Annotated in this window: 21 protein-coding genes, 1 tRNA gene and 2 riboswitches; of the genes, 4 read left to right on the top strand and 18 right to left on the bottom strand. The window is 63.4% G+C overall.

Annotated elements, in window-relative coordinates; genetic code table 11:
• Nucleotides 1–216: 216 nt before the first annotated feature.
• From PEP31012_RS15325 to PEP31012_RS15295, 8 genes are all read right to left on the bottom strand, one after another.
• A complete protein-coding gene (locus PEP31012_RS15325) occupies nt 217–1,653 on the bottom strand; it encodes an alanine/glycine:cation symporter family protein (protein ID WP_150590197.1) in 1,437 nt (478 codons plus the stop codon).
• A gap of 355 nt (nt 1,654–2,008) precedes the next feature.
• On the bottom strand, nt 2,009–2,149 hold the full coding sequence (locus tag PEP31012_RS24260) for a transposase (RefSeq protein ID WP_425494965.1): 141 nt from the start codon (nt 2,147–2,149) through the stop codon (nt 2,009–2,011).
• Between the two features lie 96 nt (nt 2,150–2,245).
• Nucleotides 2,246–4,063: a hypothetical protein gene (locus PEP31012_RS15320; protein ID WP_150590196.1), complete on the bottom strand. Its 1,818-nt coding sequence runs from the start codon at nt 4,061–4,063 to the stop codon at nt 2,246–2,248.
• Between the two features lie 214 nt (nt 4,064–4,277).
• Complete coding sequence (locus PEP31012_RS15315) at nt 4,278–5,687, bottom strand: L-serine ammonia-lyase (protein ID WP_150590195.1); 1,410 nt, start codon at nt 5,685–5,687, stop codon at nt 4,278–4,280.
• Nucleotides 5,688–5,825: 138 nt separating this feature from the next.
• A complete protein-coding gene (gcvP, locus tag PEP31012_RS15310; RefSeq protein ID WP_150590194.1) occupies nt 5,826–8,753 on the bottom strand; it encodes an aminomethyl-transferring glycine dehydrogenase in 2,928 nt (975 codons plus the stop codon).
• A gap of 98 nt (nt 8,754–8,851) precedes the next feature.
• Nucleotides 8,852–9,235, bottom strand: coding sequence for a glycine cleavage system protein GcvH (gene gcvH, locus PEP31012_RS15305; RefSeq protein ID WP_150590193.1), 384 nt, complete (start codon nt 9,233–9,235; stop codon nt 8,852–8,854).
• 78 nt (nt 9,236–9,313) lie between these two features.
• Entirely contained in the window at nt 9,314–10,420 is a 1,107-nt protein-coding gene (gene gcvT / locus PEP31012_RS15300; protein WP_150590192.1) for a glycine cleavage system aminomethyltransferase GcvT, read from the bottom strand.
• A 137-nt stretch (nt 10,421–10,557) separates the two neighbouring features.
• Nucleotides 10,558–10,694: riboswitch (glycine riboswitch) on the bottom strand.
• A gap of 8 nt (nt 10,695–10,702) precedes the next feature.
• Nucleotides 10,703–10,799, bottom strand: a riboswitch (glycine riboswitch).
• 151 nt (nt 10,800–10,950) lie between these two features.
• Entirely contained in the window at nt 10,951–11,682 is a 732-nt protein-coding gene (locus PEP31012_RS15295) for a hypothetical protein (protein ID WP_150590191.1), read from the bottom strand.
• Nucleotides 11,683–12,035: 353 nt separating this feature from the next.
• On the opposite strand from PEP31012_RS15295, the gene PEP31012_RS15290 reads away from it, so the two are divergent.
• The gene (locus tag PEP31012_RS15290; protein WP_150590190.1) at nt 12,036–14,141 is read left to right on the top strand and encodes a UvrD-helicase domain-containing protein; all 2,106 of its coding nucleotides are present in this window, start codon (nt 12,036–12,038) and stop codon (nt 14,139–14,141) included.
• A 479-nt stretch (nt 14,142–14,620) separates the two neighbouring features.
• Nucleotides 14,621–15,397 (top strand): metallophosphoesterase, encoded by a 777-nt coding sequence (locus tag PEP31012_RS15285; protein ID WP_150590189.1) that lies wholly within the window; start codon nt 14,621–14,623, stop codon nt 15,395–15,397.
• Between the two features lie 126 nt (nt 15,398–15,523).
• Here PEP31012_RS15285 and PEP31012_RS15280 read toward each other — a convergent pair whose 3' ends face one another.
• A complete protein-coding gene (locus PEP31012_RS15280) occupies nt 15,524–16,420 on the bottom strand; it encodes a c-type cytochrome (RefSeq protein WP_150590188.1) in 897 nt (298 codons plus the stop codon).
• A 381-nt stretch (nt 16,421–16,801) separates the two neighbouring features.
• Between PEP31012_RS15280 and PEP31012_RS15275 the strand changes: the two genes are divergently transcribed.
• A tRNA-Arg gene (locus PEP31012_RS15275) sits at nt 16,802–16,877 on the top strand.
• A gap of 134 nt (nt 16,878–17,011) precedes the next feature.
• Here PEP31012_RS15275 and PEP31012_RS15270 read toward each other — a convergent pair.
• The 5 genes from PEP31012_RS15270 to PEP31012_RS15250 form a co-directional block, all read right to left on the bottom strand.
• Nucleotides 17,012–17,758, bottom strand: a complete 747-nt coding sequence (locus tag PEP31012_RS15270; protein ID WP_150590187.1) for a DUF2569 family protein — start codon at nt 17,756–17,758, stop codon at nt 17,012–17,014.
• 323 nt (nt 17,759–18,081) lie between these two features.
• A complete protein-coding gene (locus PEP31012_RS15265) occupies nt 18,082–18,756 on the bottom strand; it encodes a GntR family transcriptional regulator (protein ID WP_150590186.1) in 675 nt (224 codons plus the stop codon).
• A gap of 163 nt (nt 18,757–18,919) precedes the next feature.
• On the bottom strand, nt 18,920–19,900 hold the full coding sequence (locus tag PEP31012_RS15260; RefSeq protein ID WP_246171317.1) for an alpha/beta hydrolase: 981 nt from the start codon (nt 19,898–19,900) through the stop codon (nt 18,920–18,922).
• Entirely contained in the window at nt 19,894–20,163 is a 270-nt protein-coding gene (locus PEP31012_RS15255; RefSeq protein WP_246171331.1) for a 2Fe-2S iron-sulfur cluster-binding protein, read from the bottom strand. Before PEP31012_RS15255 ends, PEP31012_RS15260 begins: the two co-directional genes overlap by 7 nt.
• A 364-nt stretch (nt 20,164–20,527) precedes the next feature.
• Nucleotides 20,528–20,839 (bottom strand): 2Fe-2S iron-sulfur cluster-binding protein, encoded by a 312-nt coding sequence (locus tag PEP31012_RS15250; protein ID WP_150590185.1) that lies wholly within the window; start codon nt 20,837–20,839, stop codon nt 20,528–20,530.
• Nucleotides 20,840–21,072: 233 nt separating this feature from the next.
• Here PEP31012_RS15250 and PEP31012_RS15245 point away from each other — a divergent pair, with 233 nt between their 5' ends.
• The gene (locus PEP31012_RS15245; RefSeq protein WP_150590184.1) at nt 21,073–22,002 is read left to right on the top strand and encodes an ornithine cyclodeaminase family protein; all 930 of its coding nucleotides are present in this window, start codon (nt 21,073–21,075) and stop codon (nt 22,000–22,002) included.
• Between the two features lie 70 nt (nt 22,003–22,072).
• Here the strand turns inward: PEP31012_RS15245 and PEP31012_RS15240 are convergent, their stop codons facing one another.
• From PEP31012_RS15240 to PEP31012_RS15225, 4 genes are all read right to left on the bottom strand, one after another.
• Nucleotides 22,073–23,101, bottom strand: a complete 1,029-nt coding sequence (locus PEP31012_RS15240) for a 2Fe-2S iron-sulfur cluster-binding protein (RefSeq protein ID WP_150590183.1) — start codon at nt 23,099–23,101, stop codon at nt 22,073–22,075.
• 14 nt (nt 23,102–23,115) lie between these two features.
• Nucleotides 23,116–23,595 (bottom strand): GlcG/HbpS family heme-binding protein, encoded by a 480-nt coding sequence (locus tag PEP31012_RS15235; protein WP_150564416.1) that lies wholly within the window; start codon nt 23,593–23,595, stop codon nt 23,116–23,118.
• A 42-nt stretch (nt 23,596–23,637) separates the two neighbouring features.
• On the bottom strand, nt 23,638–25,092 hold the full coding sequence (locus tag PEP31012_RS15230; RefSeq protein ID WP_150590182.1) for an aldehyde dehydrogenase family protein: 1,455 nt from the start codon (nt 25,090–25,092) through the stop codon (nt 23,638–23,640).
• A gap of 96 nt (nt 25,093–25,188) precedes the next feature.
• A complete protein-coding gene (locus PEP31012_RS15225) occupies nt 25,189–25,920 on the bottom strand; it encodes an iron-containing redox enzyme family protein (protein WP_150590181.1) in 732 nt (243 codons plus the stop codon).
• Nucleotides 25,921–26,019 lie beyond the last annotated feature (99 nt).

Raw genomic sequence — 26,019 nt, 5'->3', positions numbered from 1 at the left:
GCATTTCAGGCCGGCGATTGCGAGATCGTTGAAAGTTGGCATTGTCAGCGAGGTCGCTCGCGACAGGATTGGGAAATGCCGGTTAACCCTCCATCGGTGACACCAAATCCAGAAGCGCAGACCGCAAATGAAAAACCGCATGACTTACGTCGCGCGGTTTCTTCATATTTCGACCAACCGCACAATCCTGGTGGTGCCTGTTGTGCAGGGCCGCTATCAACGCTCCCCCGGCTCTGCGCGCCAGACATCCTTTGACAGACGCTCTCGCATCTCCGGCGGCAACACGTCGCGCGTGAAGACGGGTTCGGCAATGCCCGCCCTGCGCTGCACCTGATAGTCACGCCACGCGATCAACGCATACTTCATCAGCATGCCAATGGCGACCAGATTGATGAATGCCATCAAGGCCGTACCGACATCTGCGAAGCTCCACACCAACGGCAGGCTCGCCACGGAGCCCAGCATCACGGCCAGCAGCACCAGCGCGCGGAAGATATTGAGAAGCCACGGACGTTGCGTCAGGTAATCCATGTTCACTTCGGCATACGCGTAGTTGCCCAGCACACTCGAGTAAGCGAGGAAAAACACGGTGATCCCGGTGAAAATGACCGCCCAATTGCCCACGTGCGCTGCCAGTGCGCGTTGTGTGAGCACGGCACCTTCTGGCGCGGCACCGGGGATGAACTGGCCGGACAGCAGAATCATGAACGCCGTAGCCGAGCATACGACGATCGTGTCGAAGAACACACCAAGCATCTGCAACAGTCCTTGCTGCACCGGATGCCGGGTCGTCGCCACCGCTGCCGCGTTGGGCGCGCTGCCCATGCCCGCTTCGTTGGAGAAGAGACCGCGCTTCACGCCCATCAGCACCGCTTGACTCACGGCATAACCGGCGATGCCGCCTGCGGCGGGCTCAAGCCCGAACGCGTGACGCAGAATCATCGACATCACGACGGGAATCTGGTCGATGTTCACGATGCAGACGTACACGGCAAGCGCGAGATAGGCGATCGCCATCACCGGCACAATCCATTGCGCAAAGCGCGCTACGCGCCGCACGCCGCCGTAGATGATCGGTGCCGTCATCAATACCAATGCAATGCCGATCCATGTGCGCTCCCAGCCGAACGACGCCTCGAGCGCTTCGGCAATCGAGTGCGTCTGCACGGAGTTGAGTGCAAAACCAAAGGTGAACAGCAGCGCCAGCGCAAAGAGAATGCCGAATTTACGCGAGCCGAGACCCATCTGGATGTAATACGCCGGGCCACCGCGGAAGGTGTTGTCGTGGTGCGGAATCTTGAAGATCTGCGCAAGCGTCGATTCGACGAATGCCGACGCCATGCCAAGCAGCGCCGTCATCCACATCCAGAAGATGGCACCCGGCCCGCCGATGGTCAGCGCGACCGCCACCCCGGCGATGTTGCCGGTCCCGACACGGCTCGCCAATCCCGTGGCAAATGCCTGAAATGGCGAGATGCCGGACGCACTTCCCGACGTGCGCAACAGACAAATGCTGTGCCAGAGCGCGCGAATCTGAATGCCGCCGAACCGGACGGTGAAATAGAGTCCCGCGCCCAACAAGGCAATCACGAGGGGGTATCCCGACAGCACCCCACCGACGGTATCGACTAACGGCTTGAGCCAACGCTCCATGTCACATGTCTCCTGTCGCAACCACTTGTCGGCCCCGTAACGCCAGGGGCAAGCGACGAAGAATCTCAAGATTTGACCCGGCGCGATAGCGGCCGCCAGGACTTTCCGTCGATTCCCATACGCAAGTGCGTGACAAGAAAAAAGCCGCCCGGCAAACACCGAGCGGCTCAAAGACAAGGCAAGGAGACATCGGCCAGCAGGTTAGCCGAGGTATGTGTCGGTGATGTGTCAGTCACGGGAATGCCGCAGGACAGACTCGGACGCCTTGCCAGCCGGATGCGTTCACCGTATGCATATGGCCGCCCGGGGCCGCCGGCAGATGGCAAAGGGCCGACACAATCAATGTAGCGCGATGTTAGGTCGCTACCCACTTACGTACCGTGCTGTGGTCAAGGCCGTGGCGTCTGGCTACCTCGCCAGAGCCGTCGCCACTGCAGTCGTAATCGTCGACGACCGAACGCTTAAACCATTCGTCGTATTTGCTCAAGAAAAACACCCCAAAGTTTAGAACGGTGTCCAACTTTTGGGGTGCAGTTCATTTCGTCACGCGGCTTCTTCACATTTCAGCGATGACGAGGCGCTGTGAGCCGCATCAGAATAGCGATCGCCACGCCCCGTTGTTGGATTGCACCGTATCCACACCGCCTGCAGGCACCGGCGATGCCGAATTACGCATCATCAAGAATTTGCGCAATTCGGCATCGAAGTCCGCATGTCCCTGAGGCACGTAATAATAGGAGCCAAAGTCGCCGGAATAGCCACTCGAGCCATCGAGTTTCGCCCCCCTCGCCCAACGGACGATGAAGAAACGAGCGCCTATACGGCTCCTCGTGGTGCTGTTCCTCTCAAGCTCGTAGCCACCATGCTGCGGCTGTGCAATACGGCCCGTTGTCAGGCACATCATCCGCCCCGTTCCCTGGCCACGCTGGAGTTGGAATCCCACCTGCTCGTAACCCCAACTGTCCCGGCGCCCCGTTTCCCAGTAATCATCAACCCTGACAAAGGCACCGTTCTCAGCCTTGCACACCCCCCCTTTGCTGCCGAGGAGAAGCGGAAACCCAACCGCGTCCTTGCCCTGCCTGGGGCTAGATATTGTGAAGCTGGAGATGTACAAGCCGCTGCCGCGATTATCGTTGATGATTTGTTCCACCACGGGCTGGGGCACGTCGTCCTTGGTCACGGGTGCGGATTGCATCGAAAGCTTCCACTTCCACGACGTGTCCTTATCCTGTTGGCAGGACAGGATTCTTCCCGCGCCGTCCCGACCGAGTCCCCACACGTCACACTGCGTCCCTTCGACAACCGCGTCGCCGAGCTCGACCACGCCCGACGTCGATTTCAGCGATCGCGACTCTACGTTGCTCGCCTTAACGGATCTCGCTTTCACAGAATTGGCGCGGTCAATGTCGTTGTCTTCCAGATTCAGATTGCCGCTGAACGTTGCGCCCTCAGTGGCCCTCAAGGCACCTACAGTTGCACTCTCCACCTTAATGCCAGCCATTTTCAATTGCCCCGTCCCTTCGATATTGCCCGCATTGACAATGTCGTTATTGACGCGCCTGTTGTGCTGCTTCGACTCCATATTCAGCGTGCCCTTGATAGACGCGGCCCCCACATCAAGACTCGCCATCTTCAGCGTCCCCGTCCCGTCAATATTGCCCGCGCCGACAATATCGTGATGGGTCACCGAACCATTTGCACCTCGGCTTTTATCCGCCAGGTTAAGATTCCCCGTCATTGATTTACGTCCATCGAGGCTGAGCAGGGTGTCCATCGCACTCGTCTGGTGGCCGCCGCGCACGGCGATCAGGCCCGGTTGCCCGCCCGGATTCAGCACACTGCGTTCCGACCCATCGTTATCGAGAAAGTGAAATTGATCCGGCGCGTTTTGTCGCGATATGCCTCCCAGCGCGCCGATTTTTCGCATCGCGGTCGCGGCCGCATCGTAGTCGGGCGCGTCCGAATAGGCGCGCTTGATCGGCTGAGTGAGATACACGAGCGTCTTGATATCGCACTGCTTGTCGATACAGTCTTCATACACGCGAATCGCATACTCTCCCATGCCATTCGGCGGTTTGCTTGCCGCCCCGCGAACGTTCATGACCTTGATCAGGTTCTCCGCCGTCAAATTGCCCACCACGCGCGGTGCGGCACCCTCCCTCGTGAACTGAACGCCGTCGATGATGAACGGCTCGTTGTGCTCGAACAGCTTGTTCAGCCGGTCGTGATACGTCACCGCGAAACTCTGCGTCGCGTCGCCCATGATCTTCAACGATTCACCGATGCGCTCCGCGCGCTCCACGCGCAACTGCCGCGTGTAATTGACGCCCCAGAACGTCAGCAGCATGCCGGTCACCGCCACGGCGATGGCGGCTGAGATCAGAAAGATGCCGGACTGTTTTCTTCGCATTGACATGCCCCTCGAAACCGCTGGCAAACGCGTCGCGTCGTGTATCGGCGGTTGCAGCAGCGTTAAAAGGTGACATTCTGAGTGGTGCCAATTTTTTCGGGGTTGGGAATTGGCCGATAAGGTTGATCGCCAGTCGCAGATACGGAAGCCGAGCCGCAAAAAGAAAAAGCTGCGTGACTTTCGCCACGCAGCTTACGCATCGCCTTCCGAAAAATCAGCACTCCACGATATTGACCGCCAGACCGCCGCGCGCCGTCTCCTTGTATTTCGTCTTCATGTCGGCACCGGTCTCCCGCATCGTCTTGATGACGGAGTCTAGCGACACATAGTGCGCACCGTCGCCGCGCAACGCCATGCGCGCCGCATTCACCGCCTTCACCGACGCCATCGCATTGCGCTCGATGCACGGAATCTGCACCAGACCGCCGACCGGATCGCACGTCAGGCCGAGGTTGTGCTCCATGCCGATCTCGGCCGCGTTCTCGACTTGCTCGACCGTGCCGCCCTGCACCGCGGCGAGTGCCCCGGCTGCCATCGAACACGCCACACCGACTTCACCCTGGCACCCCACTTCCGCGCCGGAAATCGACGCGTTGAGCTTGTACAGAATGCCGATGGCCCCCGCGGTGAGCAGGAAGTCGATCACACCCTGCTCGTTCGCGCCATGCACGAAGCGATCGTAGTAATGCAATACCGACGGGATGATGCCCGCCGCGCCGTTCGTCGGCGCGGTCACCACGCGCCCGCCAGCAGCGTTCTCTTCGTTGACGGCGATTGCGTAGAGGTTCACCCAGTCCATCACCGACAGCGGATCGGACAGCGTGCGCTCGGCGCGCTGCGTGAGCTGACGATACAACTCCGGCGCGCGACGTCGCACATGCAACGGCCCCGGCAGTTCGCCGTCGGCGTCGTCATTGCCGATGCCGCAACCGCGCGTCACACACGACTGCATCACATTCCAGATGTTGAGCAACCCGCGACGAATATCCGCTTCCGCCGTGGCCGCGTCGCCGTGGTGCCAGACCTTCTCGTTCTCCCACATCAGTTGCGCGATGGTCTTGCCGCTCGCACGGCACATCTCGAGCAGCTCCTTGCCCGTGCGGAACGGATACGGCAATTGATCGTGCGCGGCGAGCACCTGCGCGTTCGACGCACCGGCCGTTACGACGAACCCGCCGCCGACCGACAGATAGCGCCCTTCGCGCAACTTGTTGCCCTCGGCATCGAACGCGTGGAATTTCATGCCGTTCGGATGTTCGGCCATCGCCTCGCGGCGATAGAACACCATGTGCTCCTTCTCGACGAACGGCACCTCGTGCTTGCCGAGGATCGACAGCACCTTCGCCTGACGCAGCGTAGCCAGACGCCCGGCAATCGTCGCCGGATCGACCGTGTCGGGCGCCTCGCCCATGAAGCCGAGCAGCACGCCCTTGTCGGTGCCGTGGCCCTTGCCCGTGGCGCCAAGCGAGCCGTACAGCTCGGCGCGTAGCGTCGCCACCTGCGGCAGCAGGCCGTCGCGCGCCAGACCTTGCACGAACATCAGCGCCGCACGCATCGGGCCCACGGTATGCGAACTCGACGGTCCGATACCGATCTTGAACAAATCGAAAACTGAAACGGCCATGGGGCTTTCCTGAAGTTCTGAAACGTAGCGGTGACGCGACGAATGCCTCCCGACCGGCGCATTCGCGTGACATCCATAAAGACAAAAAGGGGCCGGCAACGTGTCTGCCAGCCCCTGTCTGCCAAGCTTTCGCGACGCTTATTCGTAGTCGCTCATCGGCACGCAGGCGCAGAACAGGTTCCGGTCGCCGTAGACGTTATCGGCACGTCCGACCGGCGGCCAGTACTTGCGCTCGCGCAGCGCCTTCACCGGGTACGCCGCCTGACTGCGGGCGTAGGCGTGCGGCCATTCGTCCGCCGTCACCACGTCCGCCGTGTGCGGCGCGTGCTTGAGCGGGTTGTCCTCGCGATCGGCACGGCCCTCTTCCACGGCACGGATTTCCTCGCGAATCGCGATCATCGCCTCGATGAAGCGGTCGAGTTCGTGCTTCGATTCCGATTCCGTCGGCTCGACCATCAGCGTGCCCGGCACCGGGAAGCTCATCGTCGGGGCGTGGAAGCCGAAGTCCATCAGGCGCTTGGCCACGTCGTCGACGGTGATGCCGCTGGTGTCCTTGAGCGGACGCAGATCCAGAATGCACTCGTGCGCGATCAGCCCGCCCGGGCCGCTGTACAGCACCGGATAGTGCGGCGCGAGCTTCTTCGCGACGTAGTTCGCGTTCAGGATCGCCGTCTCGGTGGCGGCCGTCAGGCCCGGCGCGCCCATCATGGCGACGTACATCCACGAGATCGGCAGAATCGAGGCGGAACCATACGGCGCGGCCGACACGGCACCGATGCCGTTGGCGTCGCGCGAGTAGCCCGTCGAGTGCTGGTTCGGCAGGAACTGCGCCAGATGCGCGCCCACCGCCACCGGACCCACGCCCGGGCCGCCGCCGCCGTGCGGGATACAGAACGTCTTGTGCAGGTTCAAGTGCGAGACGTCGCCGCCGAATTCGCCCGGTGCGCACAGGCCAACCATGGCGTTCATGTTGGCGCCGTCGACATACACCTGACCGCCGTTCGCGTGCACGATCTCGCAGATCTGGCGCGCGCCGGCTTCGAACACGCCGTGCGTGGACGGGTACGTCATCATGATCGCGGCCAGACGATCGCGATGCTGCTCGGCCTTCGCCTGCAAATCGGCCAGATCGACGTTGCCGTTGGCGTCGCAGGCGACCACCACGACCTGCATGCCGGCCATCTGGGCCGATGCCGGGTTCGTGCCGTGCGCCGAGGCGGGGATCAGGCAGATGTCGCGATGCGCTTCACCGCGCGAGGCGTGATACGCCTGGATGATGAGCAAACCGGCGTACTCGCCCTGCGAGCCGGCGTTCGGCTGCAGCGAGACCGCAGCGTAGCCAGTCGCGGCCACCAGCATCTGTTCGAGCTGGTCGATCATCGCGCGGTAGCCGACCGTTTGTTCCGTCGGCGCGAACGGGTGAATCTGACCGAACTCGGGCCACGTCACCGGCAGCATTTCCGAGGTGGCGTTGAGCTTCATCGTGCACGAGCCCAGCGGGATCATCGTGCGGTCGAGCGCCAGATCCTTATCGGACAGGCTGCGCAGGTAGCGCAGCATTTCGTGCTCGGAGTGATAGCGGTTGAACACCGGGTGCGTGAGATAAGCGCTTTGGCGCGCCAGTGCCACCGGGTAACCGTTCGAGACGGTGGTTTCGAGCGCGTCGAAGTCCAGCGAGACTGCGCGCTTGCCAAGGCCCTCGGCCACCACTTCCCACAGCGCGATCACGTCGTCGCGCGTGCTCGTCTCGTCGAGCGAGATGCCGACCGTGTCGGCGTCTTCGCGACGCAGGTTGAAGCGGCGTGCGGCGGCGACCGTGTGCACGGCATCGGCACGACCGGCCACGGGCACGGTCAGCGTGTCGAAGAACGTGGCGTTGCGCGGCGCGGCGCCCAGTGCGGCGAGACCGGCGGCCAGCACAGCCGTCAGACGATGCGTGCGCTCGGCGATGATGCGCAGCCCCTGCGGGCCGTGGTACGCGGCGTACATGCTGGCCATGATGGCGAGCAGCGCCTGCGCGGTACAGATGTTCGACGTCGCCTTTTCGCGGCGGATGTGCTGTTCACGCGTTTGCAGCGCCAGGCGCAGCGCCGGCTTGCCTTGCGAATCGACCGACACACCGACCAGACGGCCCGGCATCGAGCGCTTGAGTTCGTCGCGCGTAGCCAGGTAGGCGGCGTGCGGGCCACCGAAGCCCATCGGCACGCCAAAGCGCTGGCTGTTGCCGACGGCCACGTCCGCGCCCCACTCGCCCGGCGGCGTAAGCAGCGTGAGCGAGAGCAGATCGGCGGCAGCGATCAGCATGCCGCCCTTGGCGTGGATCGCATCGGCCAGCGCGCGGTAGTCGCGCACGTCGCCGCCCACGCCCGGGTATTGCACGAGCACGCCGAACGCATCGACGTCGGCCGCCGCGGCCACCGGGCCGACCTGCACTTCGATGCCCAGCGGCTTGGCGCGCGTCTGCACCACTTCGATGGTCTGCGGCAGCACGTCGTCGGCCACGAAGAACGTGTTCGACTTCGACTTGCCGGTGCGCTTGACCAGCGTCATCGCTTCGGCGGCGGCAGTCGCTTCGTCGAGCATCGACGCGTTGGCGATCGCCAGCCCCGTCATGTCGATGATCATCTGCTGGTAGTTGAGCAGCGCTTCGAGACGGCCTTGCGAGATTTCCGGCTGATACGGCGTATAGGCCGTGTACCAGGCCGGATTTTCCAGCACGTTGCGCAGGATCACGCCCGGCGTGAGCGTGTTGAAGTAGCCCTGGCCGATGAACGACTTGAACACCTGGTTCTGGTTGGCGAGCGCGCGCAGTTGCGCCAGCGCCTGCGATTCGGTTTGCGGGGCGGCGAACGGGCCGAACGACGTGGCGAAACGCGCACCGTCGCGACGGATCGACGCGGGCACCACGGCATCGATCAATGCGGCACGCGACGCGTAGCCCAGCTCGGCGAGCATCGCCTGTTGTTCGGGGGTATCCGGGCCGATATGGCGCGCGGAGAAATTGTCGCGCTGCTCCAGCTCGGAGAGCGAGCGGCGCGGCGCTTGCAGGTCAGTCAAAGCGTTCATGGGTCAAATCTCTCGTTCGATCACGGCAAGTGACGGCGGGGGGTGGCAGCCGGGACGGTGCCGCGCGAACCAAAGGTCTCGCGGCACCGTCCGGGGCATCAGCCGCCGATTTTCTTGGCGTATTGTTCGGCGCCCAGCAGCTTGTCCAGCTCGGCCGGGTTCGACGGCTTCACACGGAACAGCCAGTTGCCGTAGGCGTCGGTGTTGACCAGGTCGGGCGAGCCGGACACTTCGGTGTTGGTCTCGAGGATCTCGCCGCTCACCGGCGTGTGCACGTCGGCCGCGGCCTTGACCGACTCGATCACGGCCGAGGCTTCGTCGGCCGCCACGACCCGGCCGGTGTCCGGCAGTTCGACGAACACGATGTCGCCCAGGGATTCCTGTGCGAAATCGGTAATGCCCACGGTCACGGTGCCGTCGGCTTCGAGGCGGGCCCATTCGTCGGACTCGGTGTACTTCAGGTTATCGGGGATATTCGCCATGTTGACGCTCCGGGATTCAGTGTTTGGGGTATTCGGTTATCGGTAATTCGTGTCGCCGCACCGTGGCGCCGATCTTGCTCAGGCCACCACGGCCTTGCCGTGACGCACGAACGGTAATTTGACCACACGTGCGGGCAATTGCTTGTCACGAATTTGCACGTGGACGGTGGCGCCGTCCGGCACGCCCTTCGGCAGACGGGCAAACGCGATCGATTGCTGCAGGCTCGGGCTGAACGTGCCGCTGGTGATTTCGCCATCGCCCGCCTCGGTCACCACGACCTGATGCGCGCGCAGCACGCCGCCTTTGCCGTCGAGCACGAGGCCCGCGAAGCGCCACGTCTGGCCGCGCGAGAGCAGCGAGTCCTTGCCGACGAACGTGCGGTCGCTCTCCTTCTCGACGGTCCAGCCCAGGCCGGCGTCGAGCGGCGACACGTCGTCGTCCATGTCCTGACCGTACAGGTTCATACCGGCTTCCAGACGCAGCGTGTCGCGCGCGCCCAGTCCGGCCGGGCGCACGCCCGCGGCGACCAGCGCGTTCCACAGTGCGGCCACGTGATCGGCGTTCACGATCACTTCGAAGCCGTCTTCGCCGGTGTAGCCGGTGCGCGCGATCATCAGCTCGCCGAACGCGGTGTCCTTGGCGAAGGCGGCATTGAACGGCTTGAGCGCTTCGCTCGCGGCCTGACTGCCCGACACCGCCTGCCACACCTTGGCGCGGGCGTTCGGTCCCTGGACCGCCACGATCGACAGATCGCGGCGCGGAATGATCGTCAGGCTGTAATCGCCGTGCGCGTTGAGCTGGCCGATCCAGGCGAGATCCTTGTCGGCCGTGCCGGCGTTGACCACCACGCGGAACCAGTCTTCGGCGATGAAATAGATGATGAGGTCGTCGATCACGCCACCGCTCGGGTTGAGCATGCAGGTGTAGAGCGCCTTGCCCGGGGTTTGCAGCTTGTCGACGTTGTTGGCAACGGCGTAGCGCAGGAATTCGCGGCAGCTCGGGCCATGCAGATCGACCACGCACATGTGCGAGACGTCGAACATGCCGGCATCGGTGCGCACGGCGTTGTGTTCTTCGATCTGGGAGCCGTAGTTCACGGGCATGTCCCAGCCGCCGAAATCGACCATGCGGGCGCCCGCGGCGCGGTGCGTATCGTTGAGCGGAGTGCGTTTGAGTTCGGTCATCGGGGCATCAAGGCATCAGGGGTCAGGCATGTCGGAAACCATCGTCCGACCATGCAAAAAGGGGTCATCTCGACGACCGGCACTTTCCGCGTCTGGCGCGCGCGTATGCACGTGCCCGGCGCAATGCCAGTTGGCGAGATGACCCCTCTGTCCTTGGTACCTGAGAGATTGCCCGGTGCGTGCGGCGCGCTGTGCGCCATGCCGCTCGTGCCGGCCCCTTCGGTGGGTTGCCCGCGTGCCACGCACGCCGCAACCGCTCTCCAGAGATCGAAGGCAATGCCTTCGGCGCGGACGGTCCTTGATGCCTGAGAGTTTGTGGGTATTACCCCTTCGGCGGCCCCGGCATGTGCTTCCCGGTGCGCTCTCCCGACCACGCTCGCGCACTTTACGGCGAAAGGCGAAGCCTGTCAATTTGACGCAGGCTGCCTGAGCGCGAACCCGCGTCGAATGCCGCCGGACGGGCATTTCCCGCCTTTCATGGCGCGTGGGGAAAGAGGCATTTTTTTGATCGCGACGACAGCGTGAGCCGGTCAGCGCGACTCGCCAGGATTCGTGCCTGCCGGGCAGCCGTTCTTGCCCCAGCGTCCACTACACACGGCCCACACACAGCGTTGCTTCGGTATCACCTCATACCAGCGATAGCGGTCGCACTGTGCCAGCGCCGCCGCCACGGCGCTGGCCGCCGATGGCGGAGACGCCACCGTCGTCGATGGCACCCCCGATATGGCGGATACCGCCGATGCCGCCCGCGGCTGGGTTTCGGCGGCGATCGGGCCAATGTCGCTGTTGTCGAAATGCGCGGGAAGATCGGCATTGGCCGCCGGACGCGCGGTATTGCCGGGCGCGCCACCCCCTGCGCGGCGGCTGAGCCACTGCATCATGTCGTCCTGCGGATTTTGGTTGGCGGCGGGCGGTGACGGTGCCGTGGCGGCAGCCGTCAGCGCGGCGGTAGCCGCCGACGCGGTGAGCGGCGCCGGCTGGCTCGCCGACCCGACGTCGGCCGCCGCACCGGACGCGGCCGCATCCACCGCCGCCAGCGCCTGGGCTTGCGCCAATGCGGCTGACGCCTCGCCTGGCGCATGGCCGGCGTTCGCCGATGCCGTATCGCCGGAAGCGATGGCCGTCGGTGGGTGATTACCGGTATTGAAAGGGGTGACGCTCAGCCCGTCGGGCGGCCTGGGCGTGGGATCCACATAGGGGGCACGCAGATTCCACCAGATGCCGAGCAAGGCGATCGCGGCGAACACTGCCGTGCCGAGCACGAGCGCGCCGGTGACCCAACCCGAGGGTTCGGCATCCGGGAGTCGTGCGCCGCACTGCTCACAACGCCTCGCGCGAGGCGCATTGTTCGTCCCACAGGTTGGACATTGCACGGCGACCTCACCACGATGGCAACGTTTTTCATTATAGGCATCCGGCCCGCGTCGACGCCAGCCTGTGGCGTCGCGCCGGCCCCACAGTTGGCCTGCGCGCAAGGCCTGTCGGGCGTGCGCGGCCGGGCGGCGTGCGCGTGATAGACTTGCCCACCGCCTGCCAAGGCATCGTGTCGCCGCGCACCGTCCTCACCGCGCACTCGCCCTCGCCGGCCACCGTTTTCACCCCTTCGCATCACACCATGTCCTCCTTCCCGCTCAATCCTGCTCAGAACGAAGCCACGCGCTATTTCGACGGCCCATGCCTCGTGCTGGCCGGGGCGGGCAGCGGCAAGACACGCGTCATCACGCAAAAGATTGCGTGGCTGATCGAGACCAAGGGGTTCGAGCCAAAGCACATCGCGGCGGTCACTTTCACAAACAAGGCCGCCGCCGAAATGCGCGAGCGCGTGGCCAAGCAGCTCGAAGGCAAGCTGCTCACCACGCCGGGCAAGGAAGGCCGCAAGGTGCCGGTCAACCAACTCACGATTTGCACGTTCCACTCGTTGGGTGTGCAGATCCTGCGGCGCGAGGCGGAGCACGTCGGGCTGAAGCCGCAGTTCTCGATTCTCGACGCCGATGACTGTTTCGGGCTGATTCAGGAGCAGTTGGGTACCACCGACAAGCAGATGATTCGCGGCGTGCAGACCGCCATCTCGCTCTGGAAGAATGGGCTGGTCACGCCCGAGACGGCGCTGGCCGCCGCCGAGACGGCCGACGAGCATCAGGCCGCCCTTGTCTATCGCAATTACATGGCCACGTTGCAGGCCTACCAGGCGGTCGATTTCGACGACCTGATCCGTCTGCCGGCCCAGCTTTTCGAGCGCGACGAGGAAGTGCGCGAGCGCTGGCAGAACAAGCTGCGCTACCTGCTCATCGACGAGTATCAGGACACCAACACCTGCCAGTACCTGCTGCTCAAGCTGCTCGCGGGTCCGCGCGCGGCCTTCACCGCCGTGGGCGACGACGATCAGGCGATCTACGGCTGGCGCGGCGCGACGCTGGAGAACCTCAAGCAGCTGCAGGTCGATTTCCCGACGCTCAAGGTCATCAAGCTGGAGCAGAACTACCGGTCGACGTCGCGCATTCTGACGGCGGCGAACAACGTCATTGCGAAGAATCCGAAACTCTTCGAGAAGAAGCTGTGGAGCGAGCACGGTCTGGGCGATCCGATCACGGTCACGGCAATGAACGACGAAGAGCACGAAGCCGAGTCGGTGGTGTTTCGCCTGTCGGCGCACAAGTTCGAGCGGCGTGCGGAGTTTCGCGATTACGCCATTCTCTATCGCGGCAACCATCAGGCGCGCATCTTCGAGCAGGTGCTGCGGCGCGAGCGGATTCCCTACGTGCTCTCCGGCGGCCAGTCGTTCTTCGACAAGGCGGAAATCAAGGATCTGTGCGCGTACCTGCGGCTGCTGGCCAACCCTGACGACGATCCCGCATTCATCCGTGCCGTGACCACGCCGCGCCGCGGGGTGGGCAGCACCACGCTCGAAGTGCTCGGCAGCTTCGCGGGACAGGCCAAGGTATCGCTGTTCGAGGCCGTCTACATGGGCGCGGTCGAAGCGCGGCTGCAACCGCGTCAGCTCGAACCGCTGCGCGCGTTTTGCGACTTCATCCAGCGCATTGCGGCGCGCGCGCCGCGCGACCCGGCCAACGAGGTCATCGACGACCTGATGGAAGGGATCCACTACGAAGCGTATCTATACGACACGTTCGACGAGCGCCAGGCGCAATCGCGCTGGACGACCGTGCTCGAATTCCTCGAATGGATGAAGCGCAAGGGCACGCGCGGCGACGAGGCGCAAACCACCGGCTTCGACAACGCCGACGGCCTCGACGACGACGGCAAGAGCTTGATGGAGCTCACGCAGACCATCGCGCTGATGTCGATGCTCGAAGGCCGCGACGGCGACGATCCGGATGCCGTGCGCCTGTCGACCCTGCACGCCTCGAAGGGGCTGGAGTATCCCCACGTGTTTCTTGTCGGCGTGGAAGAAGGCATCCTGCCGCACCTACGCGAAGACGAGGAAGTCACCGCCGAGAAGATCGAGGAAGAGCGCCGACTGATGTACGTCGGCATCACGCGGGCGCAGCGCTCGCTGCAACTGTCGTGGTGCAAGAAACGCAAGCGAGCGCGCGAAACCTATTCGTGCGAGGTCTCGCGCTTCGTGCCCGAGATGCAACTCGACGAAGCACCGCCCCCACCGCCCGAAGACGCGCCCATGTCGCCGAAGGACCGACTTGCCAGCCTCAAGGCCATGCTCGCGGGCGGTGCGAACAAAACGCCGTCGTCCTCGGGCGCCTGATTCGGCGCGCGCAGACCACGCAACCCACATGAATAGCCCCCGCAAGCGGGGGCCGGCTTGAGGAACGGCGACATCGTACCGGGGCTGTCGGCGGCGGCACGGCGTACCGTAAAGTCAATGCTTGCTGCTATTTGCCACTACCCGAAGACGTCTGATCACAAGCGGCTGCCGGGCTCGACGCCACGACCATCCCAACCAGACCGGTCAAACAAAGCAGAACAGCAACCAACAGTTTCCGCATAGGCTCGCCTCCACTCGTCAGGTGAAGTTTCACTATAGGAGCGCATCCTGCCGATGACAAAGACATCTTGACCATCGGCACGACGCGGGCGATAGTCGGAAGAAAACGGGCGAAACCAGACGTGACTGGCGTTGATTTCGACCGAATGCCCACACCGCCTGCGCTCACCTGATGCGTCTGGCGCACACGGCGGCGGCGCGTGTGCGGCACCGATCCCAAGGCTTTGTGGAGCTGGTGCGTGAGACTGCATATCCTGTCCGACCTGCATTTGTCCGTGGCGCCGTTGGCGATTCCCGAGGTGGACGCCGACGTCACGATTCTCGCCGGCGACATCAGCCGGCCGGCGCAAGCCATCGAGTGGGCGAAAGCGCTGGGGCGCCCCGTCATCTACGTTCCCGGAAATCACGAGTTCTACGGCGCGACGCTGGCGGGCACGCTGGCCGACTTGCGGCACCTGAGCGCGGGCACCGACGTGCATTTGCTCGAGCGCGGATCGGTGATCATCGGCGGCGTGCGTTTCGTCGGCACGACGTTGTGGACGGATTTCGCGTTGTACGATGCCGACGGCAAGCACGACGATGCGCTCGAGGAGTCGCGCAAATTCGTACGCGACTTCACACGGATTCGCGTAGGCGACCCAGCGGTGCCGTGGCCGGATCTGCCGTTCTTCTCACCGGACGACTGCGCAGCGCTGTGCCGTGAAAACGTCGCATGGCTTGCGCGCGTGCTTGCTGCACCACACGACGGCCCGACCGTGGTGGTCACGCATCACGCGCCGACGCCGCAGAGCATCCATCCCCGTTTTGCAGGGTCGCTCGTCAATCCGGCCTTCATTTCGGATTTGACCTCATTCGTCGAAGCCTCCGAGGCGGCGTTGTGGATTCACGGCCATACGCACGATTCGTTTGATTACCGCGTCGGTCCGACTCGGGTGCTGTGCAATCCGCGTGGCTATTGCTTCGAGGGACGCGTCGAGAACGCGGCGTTCGATCCGACGCTGACGGTGCGCGTGTAATCCGACCGCGCTCGCCGCTGGACGCTGGAAACAAGAATCCCCGCTGAAGCGGGGATTCTTGTTGTTGCCGAGCGATTCACGCCAGACTTGGCGCTTGAGCGCTTACCTGACGGCTTGCTAGGTGACTTACTTGGCCGCGCTCACCATGTAATCGACGGCGGCCTTGACGTCGTCGTCCGACGCGTTGGCCGCACCGCCCTTCGGCGGCATGGCGTTCAGGCCATGGAGAGCGGCGTTGTGCAGCGTATCGATGCCGGTGGCGATGCGCGGCGCCCATGCGGCCTTGTCGCCGAACTTCGGTGCGTTCATCACGCCGCTCGCGTGGCAGGCCATGCAAACGGTGTTGTAGAGCTTCTTGCCGGCTTCGAGATTGCTGCCCGCGCTGGCGGCGGCAGGGGCCGCGGTCTTGAGCGAGGCCATCGCGGCAGCGGCGGCGGCGGCCGCGCTGGCGTCGGCCCCCGAGGCCGCGGCGGGTGCGCCCGATGCCGGCGCACCCGCTGCCCCCGACGCGGGCTGTGCCGGCGCCGCCGGTTCCGGCAGCTTGCCGCCGGAGGCGTTGGCCATGTAGACGATGGCGCGGCCGATTTCGTAGTCCGTCACGTCGTCGGGGCTGGTGCCGCCGCGCGCGGGCATGGCGCCTTTGCCGGCGAGGGCGATCTTGAGCATGCCGTCGTAGCCCTGTGCGATGCGCGGGGCCCAGTCGGCGGTGCCGACCTTCGGCGCCCCTGCCGCACCCGAGGCGTGGCAGGCGGCGCATACGGCCTTGTAGAGTTGCTCGCCGGTCTGATAGACGCGTGGTGCGTTGGCGTCCTTGATTTCGACCTTGGCCACGGGCGCGATGCGTTCGGCGATGGCTTGTGCGGTCATGGCGGAGCTACCGGCGCCGGTCAGCGCGTTGTTACCCACGTAATTGACCAGCAGGACGATGATGACGACCGGAACCACGAAACCCGCAACGACGGCGGCGATGAGCTGCTTGGGTGTTTTGATCGGAGACTCATGCTCGTTATGTGCTTCACTCATGCGGGATCTCTCAATAGTATTTTTGTGGAAACCGAGTGCATCACCCCGGACGGCTGGCGCCATCCGGTCAAAATATCGAGCCATTGTAGCAACAAACCCTTGACCGATGACACGCCAAGGCAGTGCGCAGACGCCGCAAAAGTCCCGTGTTTTCCCTAGCTTACGCGAAAGTCAAAGCGGTGTTCCGCGTGCTTCGTGCGCGAAGTGCGGGGGCATTGCAGGCACAGCAAAACCGCGCGCGAGTCGCGCTTGGCAACGAATTGCCGCATTGTGAGGCAAGAGAATGCATGGGGCATGGACGGCGCGCGGCAAAACCGCTATGCTTCTACCTCTTTGCCTGCCGGTCGCGCGTTCGCGCCTTCCTCTCCGGTGGTCAGCATAGCGCCCGTAGCTCAGGGGATAGAGTATCGGCCTCCGAAGCCGAGGGTCACTGGTTCGATTCCAGTCGGGCGCGCCAATTAAATCAATGGGTTAGCCCAGCCAAGCAGGCTGGGCTTTTTGCATTTTGAAGCCCCTGTAACCGTGATGTAAGCGGCGTGCGAAAGTATCGGCGCGCTCGGGAGAGCCCGCGGTTGCCCTGCTCGTTCGACGTCACGCCTTAGGCTTCATGAATCCAGCGACTACCCATGTTACGGTCCGAGCGAGCCCATAGCCAAGTACTGCCGCAATAAGGGCAAATGCAGTTACACCGGATTCCCGCGATGTGATGGCAATCAAGACCAGCAACGCCACCCACATGAGCCCCGTCACATTGATAACTTTGCAGATTCGCCTTACGCCTTCGTTTTGAATTTTCTCGGGTTCCCACAGCGCCGAGATAGAAAACCGTCTGGTTGCAGTCGACGAGGCAACGGCCTTGCCCTCAATGGGGAAACCCAGTCCGTAAGTGTTTCTTACCCTCTCTGACCGCGCGAGATAAAGGGTCCATACGATGGCGGACAGGAATGCGCTGACCACTGGGGGCGCCGTCTCCGACCAGTATTCAGCGCTTGCGGGGATTCCCAAAACAAGCGGCCCTAGCCCCTGGAGAGCCAGAGACAAACACGGACCTGCGACCCACAAAGCTGCCTTTGCGAAATAAACAGAAGTCGGGGCCTGTCGCCGAAATAAACGCCAGCCGGCAGCGGCGCTTACGGATGCGCCGAGCGCAAATACCAGCCAGGTCGCCAACTTGTAGTCCCACCAAAGCGAATTACCATCCAGCGCGGTGTATTGATGCTCCACATCTAATAGGTTGGTGTTGATTCGACCGGCACCCATTAGTGGCCCAATCCAAAGCAACCCATGCGCAAGCAAAGCTAGCCATCCTCCGACACCCCGCAATTCCTTGGCCCTCATGTTCTTCTCCTAAATTTTGCCAAAGACGCTTTCTGCCGACCGGAATAAGTCAGGCACTGCCAAGCAAAGCTTAGACGCCTCGGCGGGACCAAGCAAGCATGACAATTGCCGAAAAAGAACCGCGTCCTTGGATTCGATTCCAGTCGGGCGCGCCAATAAGCACACGCACATACCAGCGTTTTTCGAAGAGGCTCCACACGGCGCCGGATGCTGCGCATGTGCAGAGTGGGCATAGCCAACCTGAACAATGCGCCCGGGTGATTGCCGCCGTTGCCAGTAGGCTGAGCGCGAGGCGGCGTTGCTCGTGCAGGCGCGCTCGCAGATCAGCGCGCGATGTTATCGAGATAGTACTGAGCCGCGCGTGTGACGTGACGCTCGGCGAGCAGCGCGGCAAATGCAGCATCGCCGGACTGCACGGCGCGCAGAATGGCGGCGTGCTCTTCCCATGTGACGCGCACTTCTTCGTCACTGGCATTCACGAATAGCATGCGTGAGCGGTCGCGCATCGAGCGCATCAACTCGGCGAGCATGGCGTTGGCACCCGCGGAATATAGCAAGTCGTGGAATTGCGCGTTCAGTTCGAGCAAGCCGGAGGTTTCGCCAGCGGCAACCTTGGCGTTGCCCGCCTGAAGCACTTTCTCGATGCGCTTGACGAGCTCGGGCGTACAGTGCTCCGCCGCAAGACGCGCATTCAGCCCTTCAAGCGTGGCCCGAATCTGTACCAGTTCGCGCGCCGCAGCCGGATCGAACGATGCGACCACAGCACCGTGCCGAGGGCGAACTTCCACCAGCCCCTCAACCGCCAGCGCCCGCAGCGCTTCGCGTACCGGTACCCGCGACACATCGAGTTCCTGTGCGATCCGGCCTTCGACGAGGCGGTCGCCGGGCCGGTAAGCGCCCGAAGTGATGGACTCGCGCAAGCGGGCAATCACCAGATCCGACAACTGCTGGTGCATGATCGGCTCGCGACCGTTTGCCCCTGTGGCTCCCCGCACCATAATTCCAATCTCCACTAACCGACCGTTCCGCGCCAGTGGACAAGCATTTCCCCGTTCCACGACGCCTCAATGACCGCCGCATTCTATAGCAGCGACGGCTTTTTGTAGACTGTACACGAACCCGGAGACGTTATCGTTGCACAGGGTCAACGGCCTGCCCCGCTCAAGCGCTTTGCGGTGCATTAGGCACCGATGCGATGAACGCGAGCATCTCCCGCCCGAGCCATTCCTCGCCCGAGTTGAAATGCGCGACGATCGATGTGTGATTGTGGCAGCGCATCTGAACGAATCGCGGTGCCACGCCTCGCGCACGCAGCAGTGTCTGGAAAAACGCCGCACCGTAGTCGTCGAGAAACCGGTTTTCGTATTCGGCGATGGCAATCATCGTCGGTACGGTATTGCGCACACCGTGAGTCAGCGGTGACCGTTCGGCATAAAGGCTTTCGTCAGCGCCGAAGTACGCCCGCACGGGACCCGCGTTCGGATTGCGCGGGTTGGCATCAGCGAACAGTCGCGCGCTGACCAATACCAGCCCCGAGACCTTCTCGTTCAGCCCGGGGGTCGTTCCGGTCAGCGCCGGATCGAAAAGGCAACTTGCGGCATGCGTGCCGCCCGCCGAGTGACCGATCAGGAAGATGCGCGACGGGTCGATTCTCAACTGCGCCGCTTTGGCATGCACCCAGGCAATGGCTTGCGCGACATCCTGCGCGCCGCGCGGCCAAGGCGCCTCGTCGGCCAGCCGGTACTCGACGTTGATCGCGACCTTGCCCTGCCGGGCGAACCAATGGCAGACATTGTCGTACACCTCGCCATTCACGCTCTTGTTGCCCCGCACGAAGGCGCCACCATGAATGAACAGCACCGCCTCGCGCAGCGCTGACCCGCTTTCCCCGGGCGCCGCCACAGGCTCAAAAATGTCCATCACCTGACGCGAATGCTCGCCGTATGCCACATTCCGCTCGACGTGCGGACTCTTGGGCGCCGTGGCCAGAATCGGCGTGTAGCAGTCGATCACCGCCTGTCGATGCGTCATGATGTCGTCGTTCCAGCGTGGGCCGAGATCGAGCATTAGCCGCCGCTGCCCGGCCGGCAGGGCAGCGAATGGCTCGATCATGGGATCGGCGTGGTTGAGCGCGATTACCATGAGACGCTCACGTCGCCGTTGATGAACGTCTGACAGGCCATGCGGTAACCATTGGCAAGGTCCTCGGGACTCAAATGCCGCCGCTCCTTTTGCTTGACGTCATCGGTATGCTCACGCCCCGCCTCCACACGACAACGGCACGTGCCGCAAAGGCCACCGCCGCATTTGAACGGAATCCCGCCCTTTTCCCGAAGCGAGACACGCAGCAGATTGCTGTTGGGCGGCGCCTCGACTGTCTTCCCGCCATTCGTGATGAACGTGATCTGAACCCTATGGCTTGCCGGTGTCTCTGGATCTCGGCGGCTGAGCCGCGACTTAGCGTGATCGTGCCGGACCAGCGATTCGAGCGAAGCTACCGCCTCGCCCGCGCTCTCGTACTTCTCGAAGAACTTCGTGGGCACCAGGTTTGCGCCGCTCGAGTCCGTCTCGTCAACGATCTTCACGCGCGACTGTCCGTCAAGTCTGGCGATGACAAATGCCGCGACGTGCCGCGCACCATAGAAGTAATCGTGAGTCTCGACCGGCGTGATGCCTGGGGTCGGCTCGCTGCGGTATTGGCCAGGACGGCTGGTAAGTACGATGTACATTCGCTTTCCTCGTTACGCGCTGCGTGGCAATGCGCGGCGATCAGAGCGCCGCCGGCAGCTCGTCGTCCTGCGCCAGTTCGATGTCCTGCGCTATCCACAACTGACACGCGAGACGGAAGCCCTCGTCGAGCCGATTGCCCAGCTGCTTCTTCTCTTTCCAATTCGGCGCAGGCAAATGTTCGCTGCCCGACAGCACCCGGCAGGCGCAGCGCGCGCACTTGCCCATGCCGCACTCATAACGCAAATGGGGGAACGGGAACTGCTTGATGCCCGCCCGGACCACCAAGTTGGTATTGGCTTTTACCTCGTCCCGGTACGTCTGCCCGTTCCTGCGAAATACGACGACTGGCATGCATCCTCCTCTCACCCACCCCCCTGCCACGCACCTCGTACCGGCGGGACTCACCGTCGTGCCGCGCATGAGTGAATACTGTATACCGATATCAAAATAAAACCAATCCCGACGTTGTCGATCGATCATGGATTGGCGGCTTTCATGGAGTGCTCGGTGAAGATGTTTGAGCATTCTTTGCAAATAGTATACCGTATACTGCAAATGCTTATCAACACACCGGACCTCGCCTGATGATCCATTTGACCGACGCACAGATCGACAAGCTGATCGGCTTCGCACAAGCCATTCCCGCACTGGAGAGCGCTTTTCGTGAGCTGGCGCGCGGGGCCGCGGCAGTGCAACGCCGTGTGCGCACCGAAGCCCATGGCACCAAACTCTCCACACTCGGCGCGGTGCTTCCCGGAGCCGACGTTGCCGGGGCCAAGGTCTACACCACTCTTCGCGGGCAGTTCAATTTCGTGATCGTATTGTTCCGCGCCTCTGACGGCGCGTGTCTTGCCACGCTGGACGCCAATGCCATCACCCGACTGCGCACCGCCGCGACCACGATGCTCGCCGTACGCGCGCTGGCGCGTCGCGGTGCACACACGGCGGCCATTTTCGGGACCGGCGTTCAGGGCGCGGCGCACGCGCACGCCTTGGCACAGTTCACCGATATCAAGACGTTGCGCATCGTCGGGATCGAGGGCGATGCGGCGCTTGCGGCATCGCTTGATGCGACCTATGGTGCGCAAGGTGTGACGGCCAGCGCCGTGACGACCGACGAAGCGCTCGACGGTGCCGACGTCGTCATCACGGCCACCCGCTCGAGCACGCCGCTCTTCGACGGCCACGCGCTCTGCCCCGGTGCATTTGTTGCCGCCATCGGTTCGAGTCTGCCGCACACACGCGAGATCGATGACAACACGCTCGCCCGCGCAGCCCGAATGGTTGTGGAACTGCGAGAACAGGCGCGAGAAGAAGCCGGTGACCTGATGCTGGCTGCTCCGGGACTGGTGGACTGGAACAGTGTGGCCGAGTTGGGTGAGGTTCTTGAGGGCCTGACGCCTGGACGCCAACGTGATGACGAGATCGTCGTCTACAAGGCCGTTGGCTTCGGTCTGCAGGACGTGGCACTCGCTGCCCTCGCCTACAAGACATTCATCGAGCGCGGCGCCTGACGCATCAAATGACAAGAGGGCAGACGGTACCCCCGATCCCGTCTCGCCCCCTTCATTCGCTTCAGTCGACTCAGGCGGCCGCGTCTTCCCGCGCGGGATGCTGGAACGTGAAGCTGTCTGCATACAAGTAACGTACGCTGGCCCCGTTGGCAACGAACGCCGTTTTGGCCTCGGCAATCATCACCGGTGAGCCGCACAGATACACCGAGTGCTCGGAAAGATCGGGATGATCGGCGAGCACGGCGTCCTGCACGTAACCTCGCGCCCCCGCCCAGTTATCATCCGGACGCGACAACACCGGGACGTAGCGGAAGTCTTCGCGCTGATTCGCGAGCGCGGTCAGCTCGTCGTGGAGGTAGAGCGCCGCTTGCGTACGTCCGCCCCAATATAGGTCGATGGGTGGCGCACCACTTGCCAGCATCTGTGCCAGCATGCTGCGCAGCGGCGCGATGCCCGTACCCGTGGCGACCATCACGATGGGCCGATAGTCGTCTTCGTGATAACCAAACCCGCCTAGCGGCACTTCCACGTCGAGCGTGTCGCCGGGACGGAGTTTGCTCAAACGCATCTGGGTGAAATATCCGCCCTCGATGCTGCGGATGTGGAGCTCGACTTCCCCTGGCCTGTCGCCCGCTTCGGGCGCACACGCCATGGAGAAGCTGCGCGGCCCCGTGTCGCCGAGCAACACGTCCAGATACTGACCGGGACGGAACACCCAAGGCGCCCTCTCGCGCGACGCCAGCACCAGCCGCGTAACGTCCGGCCCGAGCGGCTCCGTGCGCACGACGCTCACCTGACGCCGCTGCGCCGGTGCAGGCGCATCGAGCGATCTCTCGGTGCTGATCGTCAGATCGGCGCACGCGCGGGCCTGACACAGCAGTGCGTAGCCCGCGTCGGCCTCGTCCTGCGAAAGGGCGTCCGGCATCTCGTCGTATTGCACCCGCCCCTGCGCGAGCTTGACCCGGCAGGTCCCGCACCCCCCGAACTCACACTCGGACGGCAGCACGACACCCGCGCGCCGGGCTGCCTCGAGGACGGTTTCGTCGGACGTCGCCTCGAAGCTGCACTGAGCCTCTATCCATGTGATTCGATAGCTCACGGCGCACGTCTCCGTCAAAGCTTGATGTCGGGTTGCACGAGCACTTCTCTGCCGCTCTCGCGCAGCAGCGCCTGCAGTGCCGCGAGCCCGGCCAGCCCGGCCTGGGTATCTTGTTCGCCGTTGCCGCCCGACAAACCGATGCCACCGACCACTTGCTTGTCGACGACGATGGGAAAGCCCCCGACAAACGCCGCGAAGCGCCCCTCGAAGCTCCACTGAATACCGAAAGCTTCATTGCCGGGCAGCGCCGGGCCATTCGGCGGCGTGGTGAACAGATGCGTTGAGCGCTTGTGCCCGGCAGCCGTGAATGCCTTGTTCCAGGCAATTTGCGGCCCGGTGATGCGCCCGCCGTCCATGCGTTCGAGCGCGAGCGGGAAGCCGCCTTCGTCGACCACGCAGACGGATTCGAGGACACCGATTTCCTGCGAGCGCCCGATGGCCGCGGCGATCATGTGGCGGGCTTCGGCAAGTTCAAGTTTGAAGAAGGGTTTCATGTTAAAGGGAATAAGTTGACGGGAACACGTGTGCGGCTTGCATTAAGCACCGCGATACACGGTCTTGATCTGGAGATAGAACTCGAGGCCATCGCGCCCGGACTCCCTGAACGTCGCGGTGCTCGACTGCTTGAGACCGCCGAACGGCGCGTTGATGAGATTGCCCGTGGTCGTGCGGTTGATCTTGACGGTGCCGGCTTCGATATCGCTGGCGAACCGATGCATCAGTTGAGCGTTCTGCGTCACGAGCGACGCAGCCAATCCGTAGTCGCTGTCGTTGGCCACAGCAATCGCGTCTTCGTAACCATCGACGTCGATCACCGCAATGACCGGACCGAAAATCTCTTCTCGTGCAATTCGCGCGTCGCGCGGCACGTCTGCGAAGATCGCCGGGGTGACGAAATATCCGTGGGCATAAACGTCATGCGTGAGTGGCTCGCCGCCGCACACCAGCGTGGCCTCCTGTTTGCCAATCGCGATGTAGTCGAGCACCGTGCTCAACTGCGTCTTTGTGGCAAGCGGTCCGATATCGATGCCCGGTTGCATGCCGTTACCAATCTTGAGTGACGCCGTCCTGGCGGCGAGCCGCTCGACGAACGTCGCGCGAATCGCGCGAGCGACGAGTACACGGCTGGTGCCGGTACATGCCTGCCCCGTGAGGGAGAAGCCGCCCTTGATGGTCAGATCGACGGCGCGGTCGATATCACCAACGTCGAGCACGATCAGCGGGTTCTTGCCCCCAAGCTCCATCTGCGTGCGGGTCGACAGCGACGCGGCTCGGTGAATCTGCTCGCCGGCCGACGTCGAGCCGGTGAAGGAAATGGCTCGGACTTCGCGCGCGCCGACCAGCGTCGGACCGACGGCCGAAGCGCTGCCCGTCACGAAATTCAACACGCCCTTCGGGATGCCGGCTTCCACAAACGCTTCAGCCAGGCGCAATCCGCTTAACGGCGCATCGGATGCCGGCTTGAAAACCACCGTGTTGCCGCACACCAGCGCCGGGGCGATCTTTCGTGCGGGGATCGAGACAGGGAAATTCCAGGGCGAGATCACGGTAACGACACCCAACGGTTCGCGCACCGTGTATACCGTCATGTCATTGTCGTCGTTTGGAAACGTTTCGCCGCCGTAGGATTGCGCCTCGATGGCGTAGTAGCGCAGCGTCTGCGCCGCGCGCAGGAACTCGTCCTTGGCAAGCGCCTTTTGCTTGCCCTCCTCGCGCGTGAGTTCTTCGCCGAAGCGCTCGGCGTGGCGTTCGAGATAGGCGGCGGCGTCGAGCAGTATCCTGGCGCGAGCGCCCGCCGGCAGACGCTTCCAGGAAGGGAATGCCGAGGCGGCGGCGCGCACGGCGGCTTGCGCATCGGCTTCGCCCGACGCCTGGAAATGGCCGACGACGTCGCGCGTATCGGCCGGGTTCAGGTTCGGGAACGTGGCGCCCGAGCGGCTCGCGCACCATTCGCCGTCGATATAGTTCAGGAAAGTCGGAACGGTCGTCATGAAAGCTGCGTCCTGCAAGAGGTCTTCAACACCCGCGCCACCGCAAGATCCGTTTGACGACATGCTGTCGAGGGCGGCGGCGCGGCAGAACGTCGTTCAGGCGGCCAATCCCAGCTCAGGCAGCGACACCTCGTTCTCGACGTAGTCGTAGTACAGCGCGGTCGTATACAGCAGACGCATCTGCGCACCGATCTCGCAGATCTTCAGGCAACGCTGCTGCAATTCGGGCGTGTTCGCGTTCTCCAGCACGATCTGGTAACCGCGCTCGCCATGAATTTCGTCGGAGACGATGTGCAAATCGAAGAACTCGACTTCCTCGTCCGTGAACTTGTACGTCTCGCGCAGCGTGGGCGTCTGCTTGCGATAGATCGACGGCACTTGTGATTCCAGACCGACGACCAGCCCGGCCACCGCCACCACCGGATCTTCACGCATGGCGACCGCGTAACACCAGCTTTGCAGCCCGCGCGTCGTCGGCGACATGTTGTCCGGGTCGACGACGCGCTCGCGCGTCGTGCCGCACGCTTCGGCGAAGCGGATCAGCAGGTCGGTGTGGCGATCACCGCCAATCTCCTCTTCGTACATGTTCGCGAGCAGAAAGTCCTTCGCCTCGGTCATGTGGTCTGGCGTACGGGCGTACAGATAGCCGAGGTAATCGGCGAACGGCCCCACATAGTGATAGTGGTTCTCCGCCCAGCGAGCAAGGTGCGCCCGCGATAGTTTGCCGCTTGCCCACGCGATGCTGAACGGTGCCTTGTTCGCGCTCTTGCCCTTGATTGCTTCTTCGAGTGCCGCGCGGAAGGTCTCGCGGTCCATCAGTTCAGCCATGTCTGACTCCTTGGTTCCAGGTGGATCCCCCGCCCCCCCCTTTTGTGATGGGAAGAAGCGAGGGCGATTTGCCATTTTTGTACACTGTATACCGTTTCA

Source organism: Pandoraea eparura, assembly GCF_902459725.1.
Taxonomy (GTDB): domain Bacteria; phylum Pseudomonadota; class Gammaproteobacteria; order Burkholderiales; family Burkholderiaceae; genus Pandoraea; species Pandoraea eparura.
The sequence above is the reverse complement of the archived record's forward strand: the minus strand, read 5'-3'. Positions and strand labels throughout refer to the sequence as shown.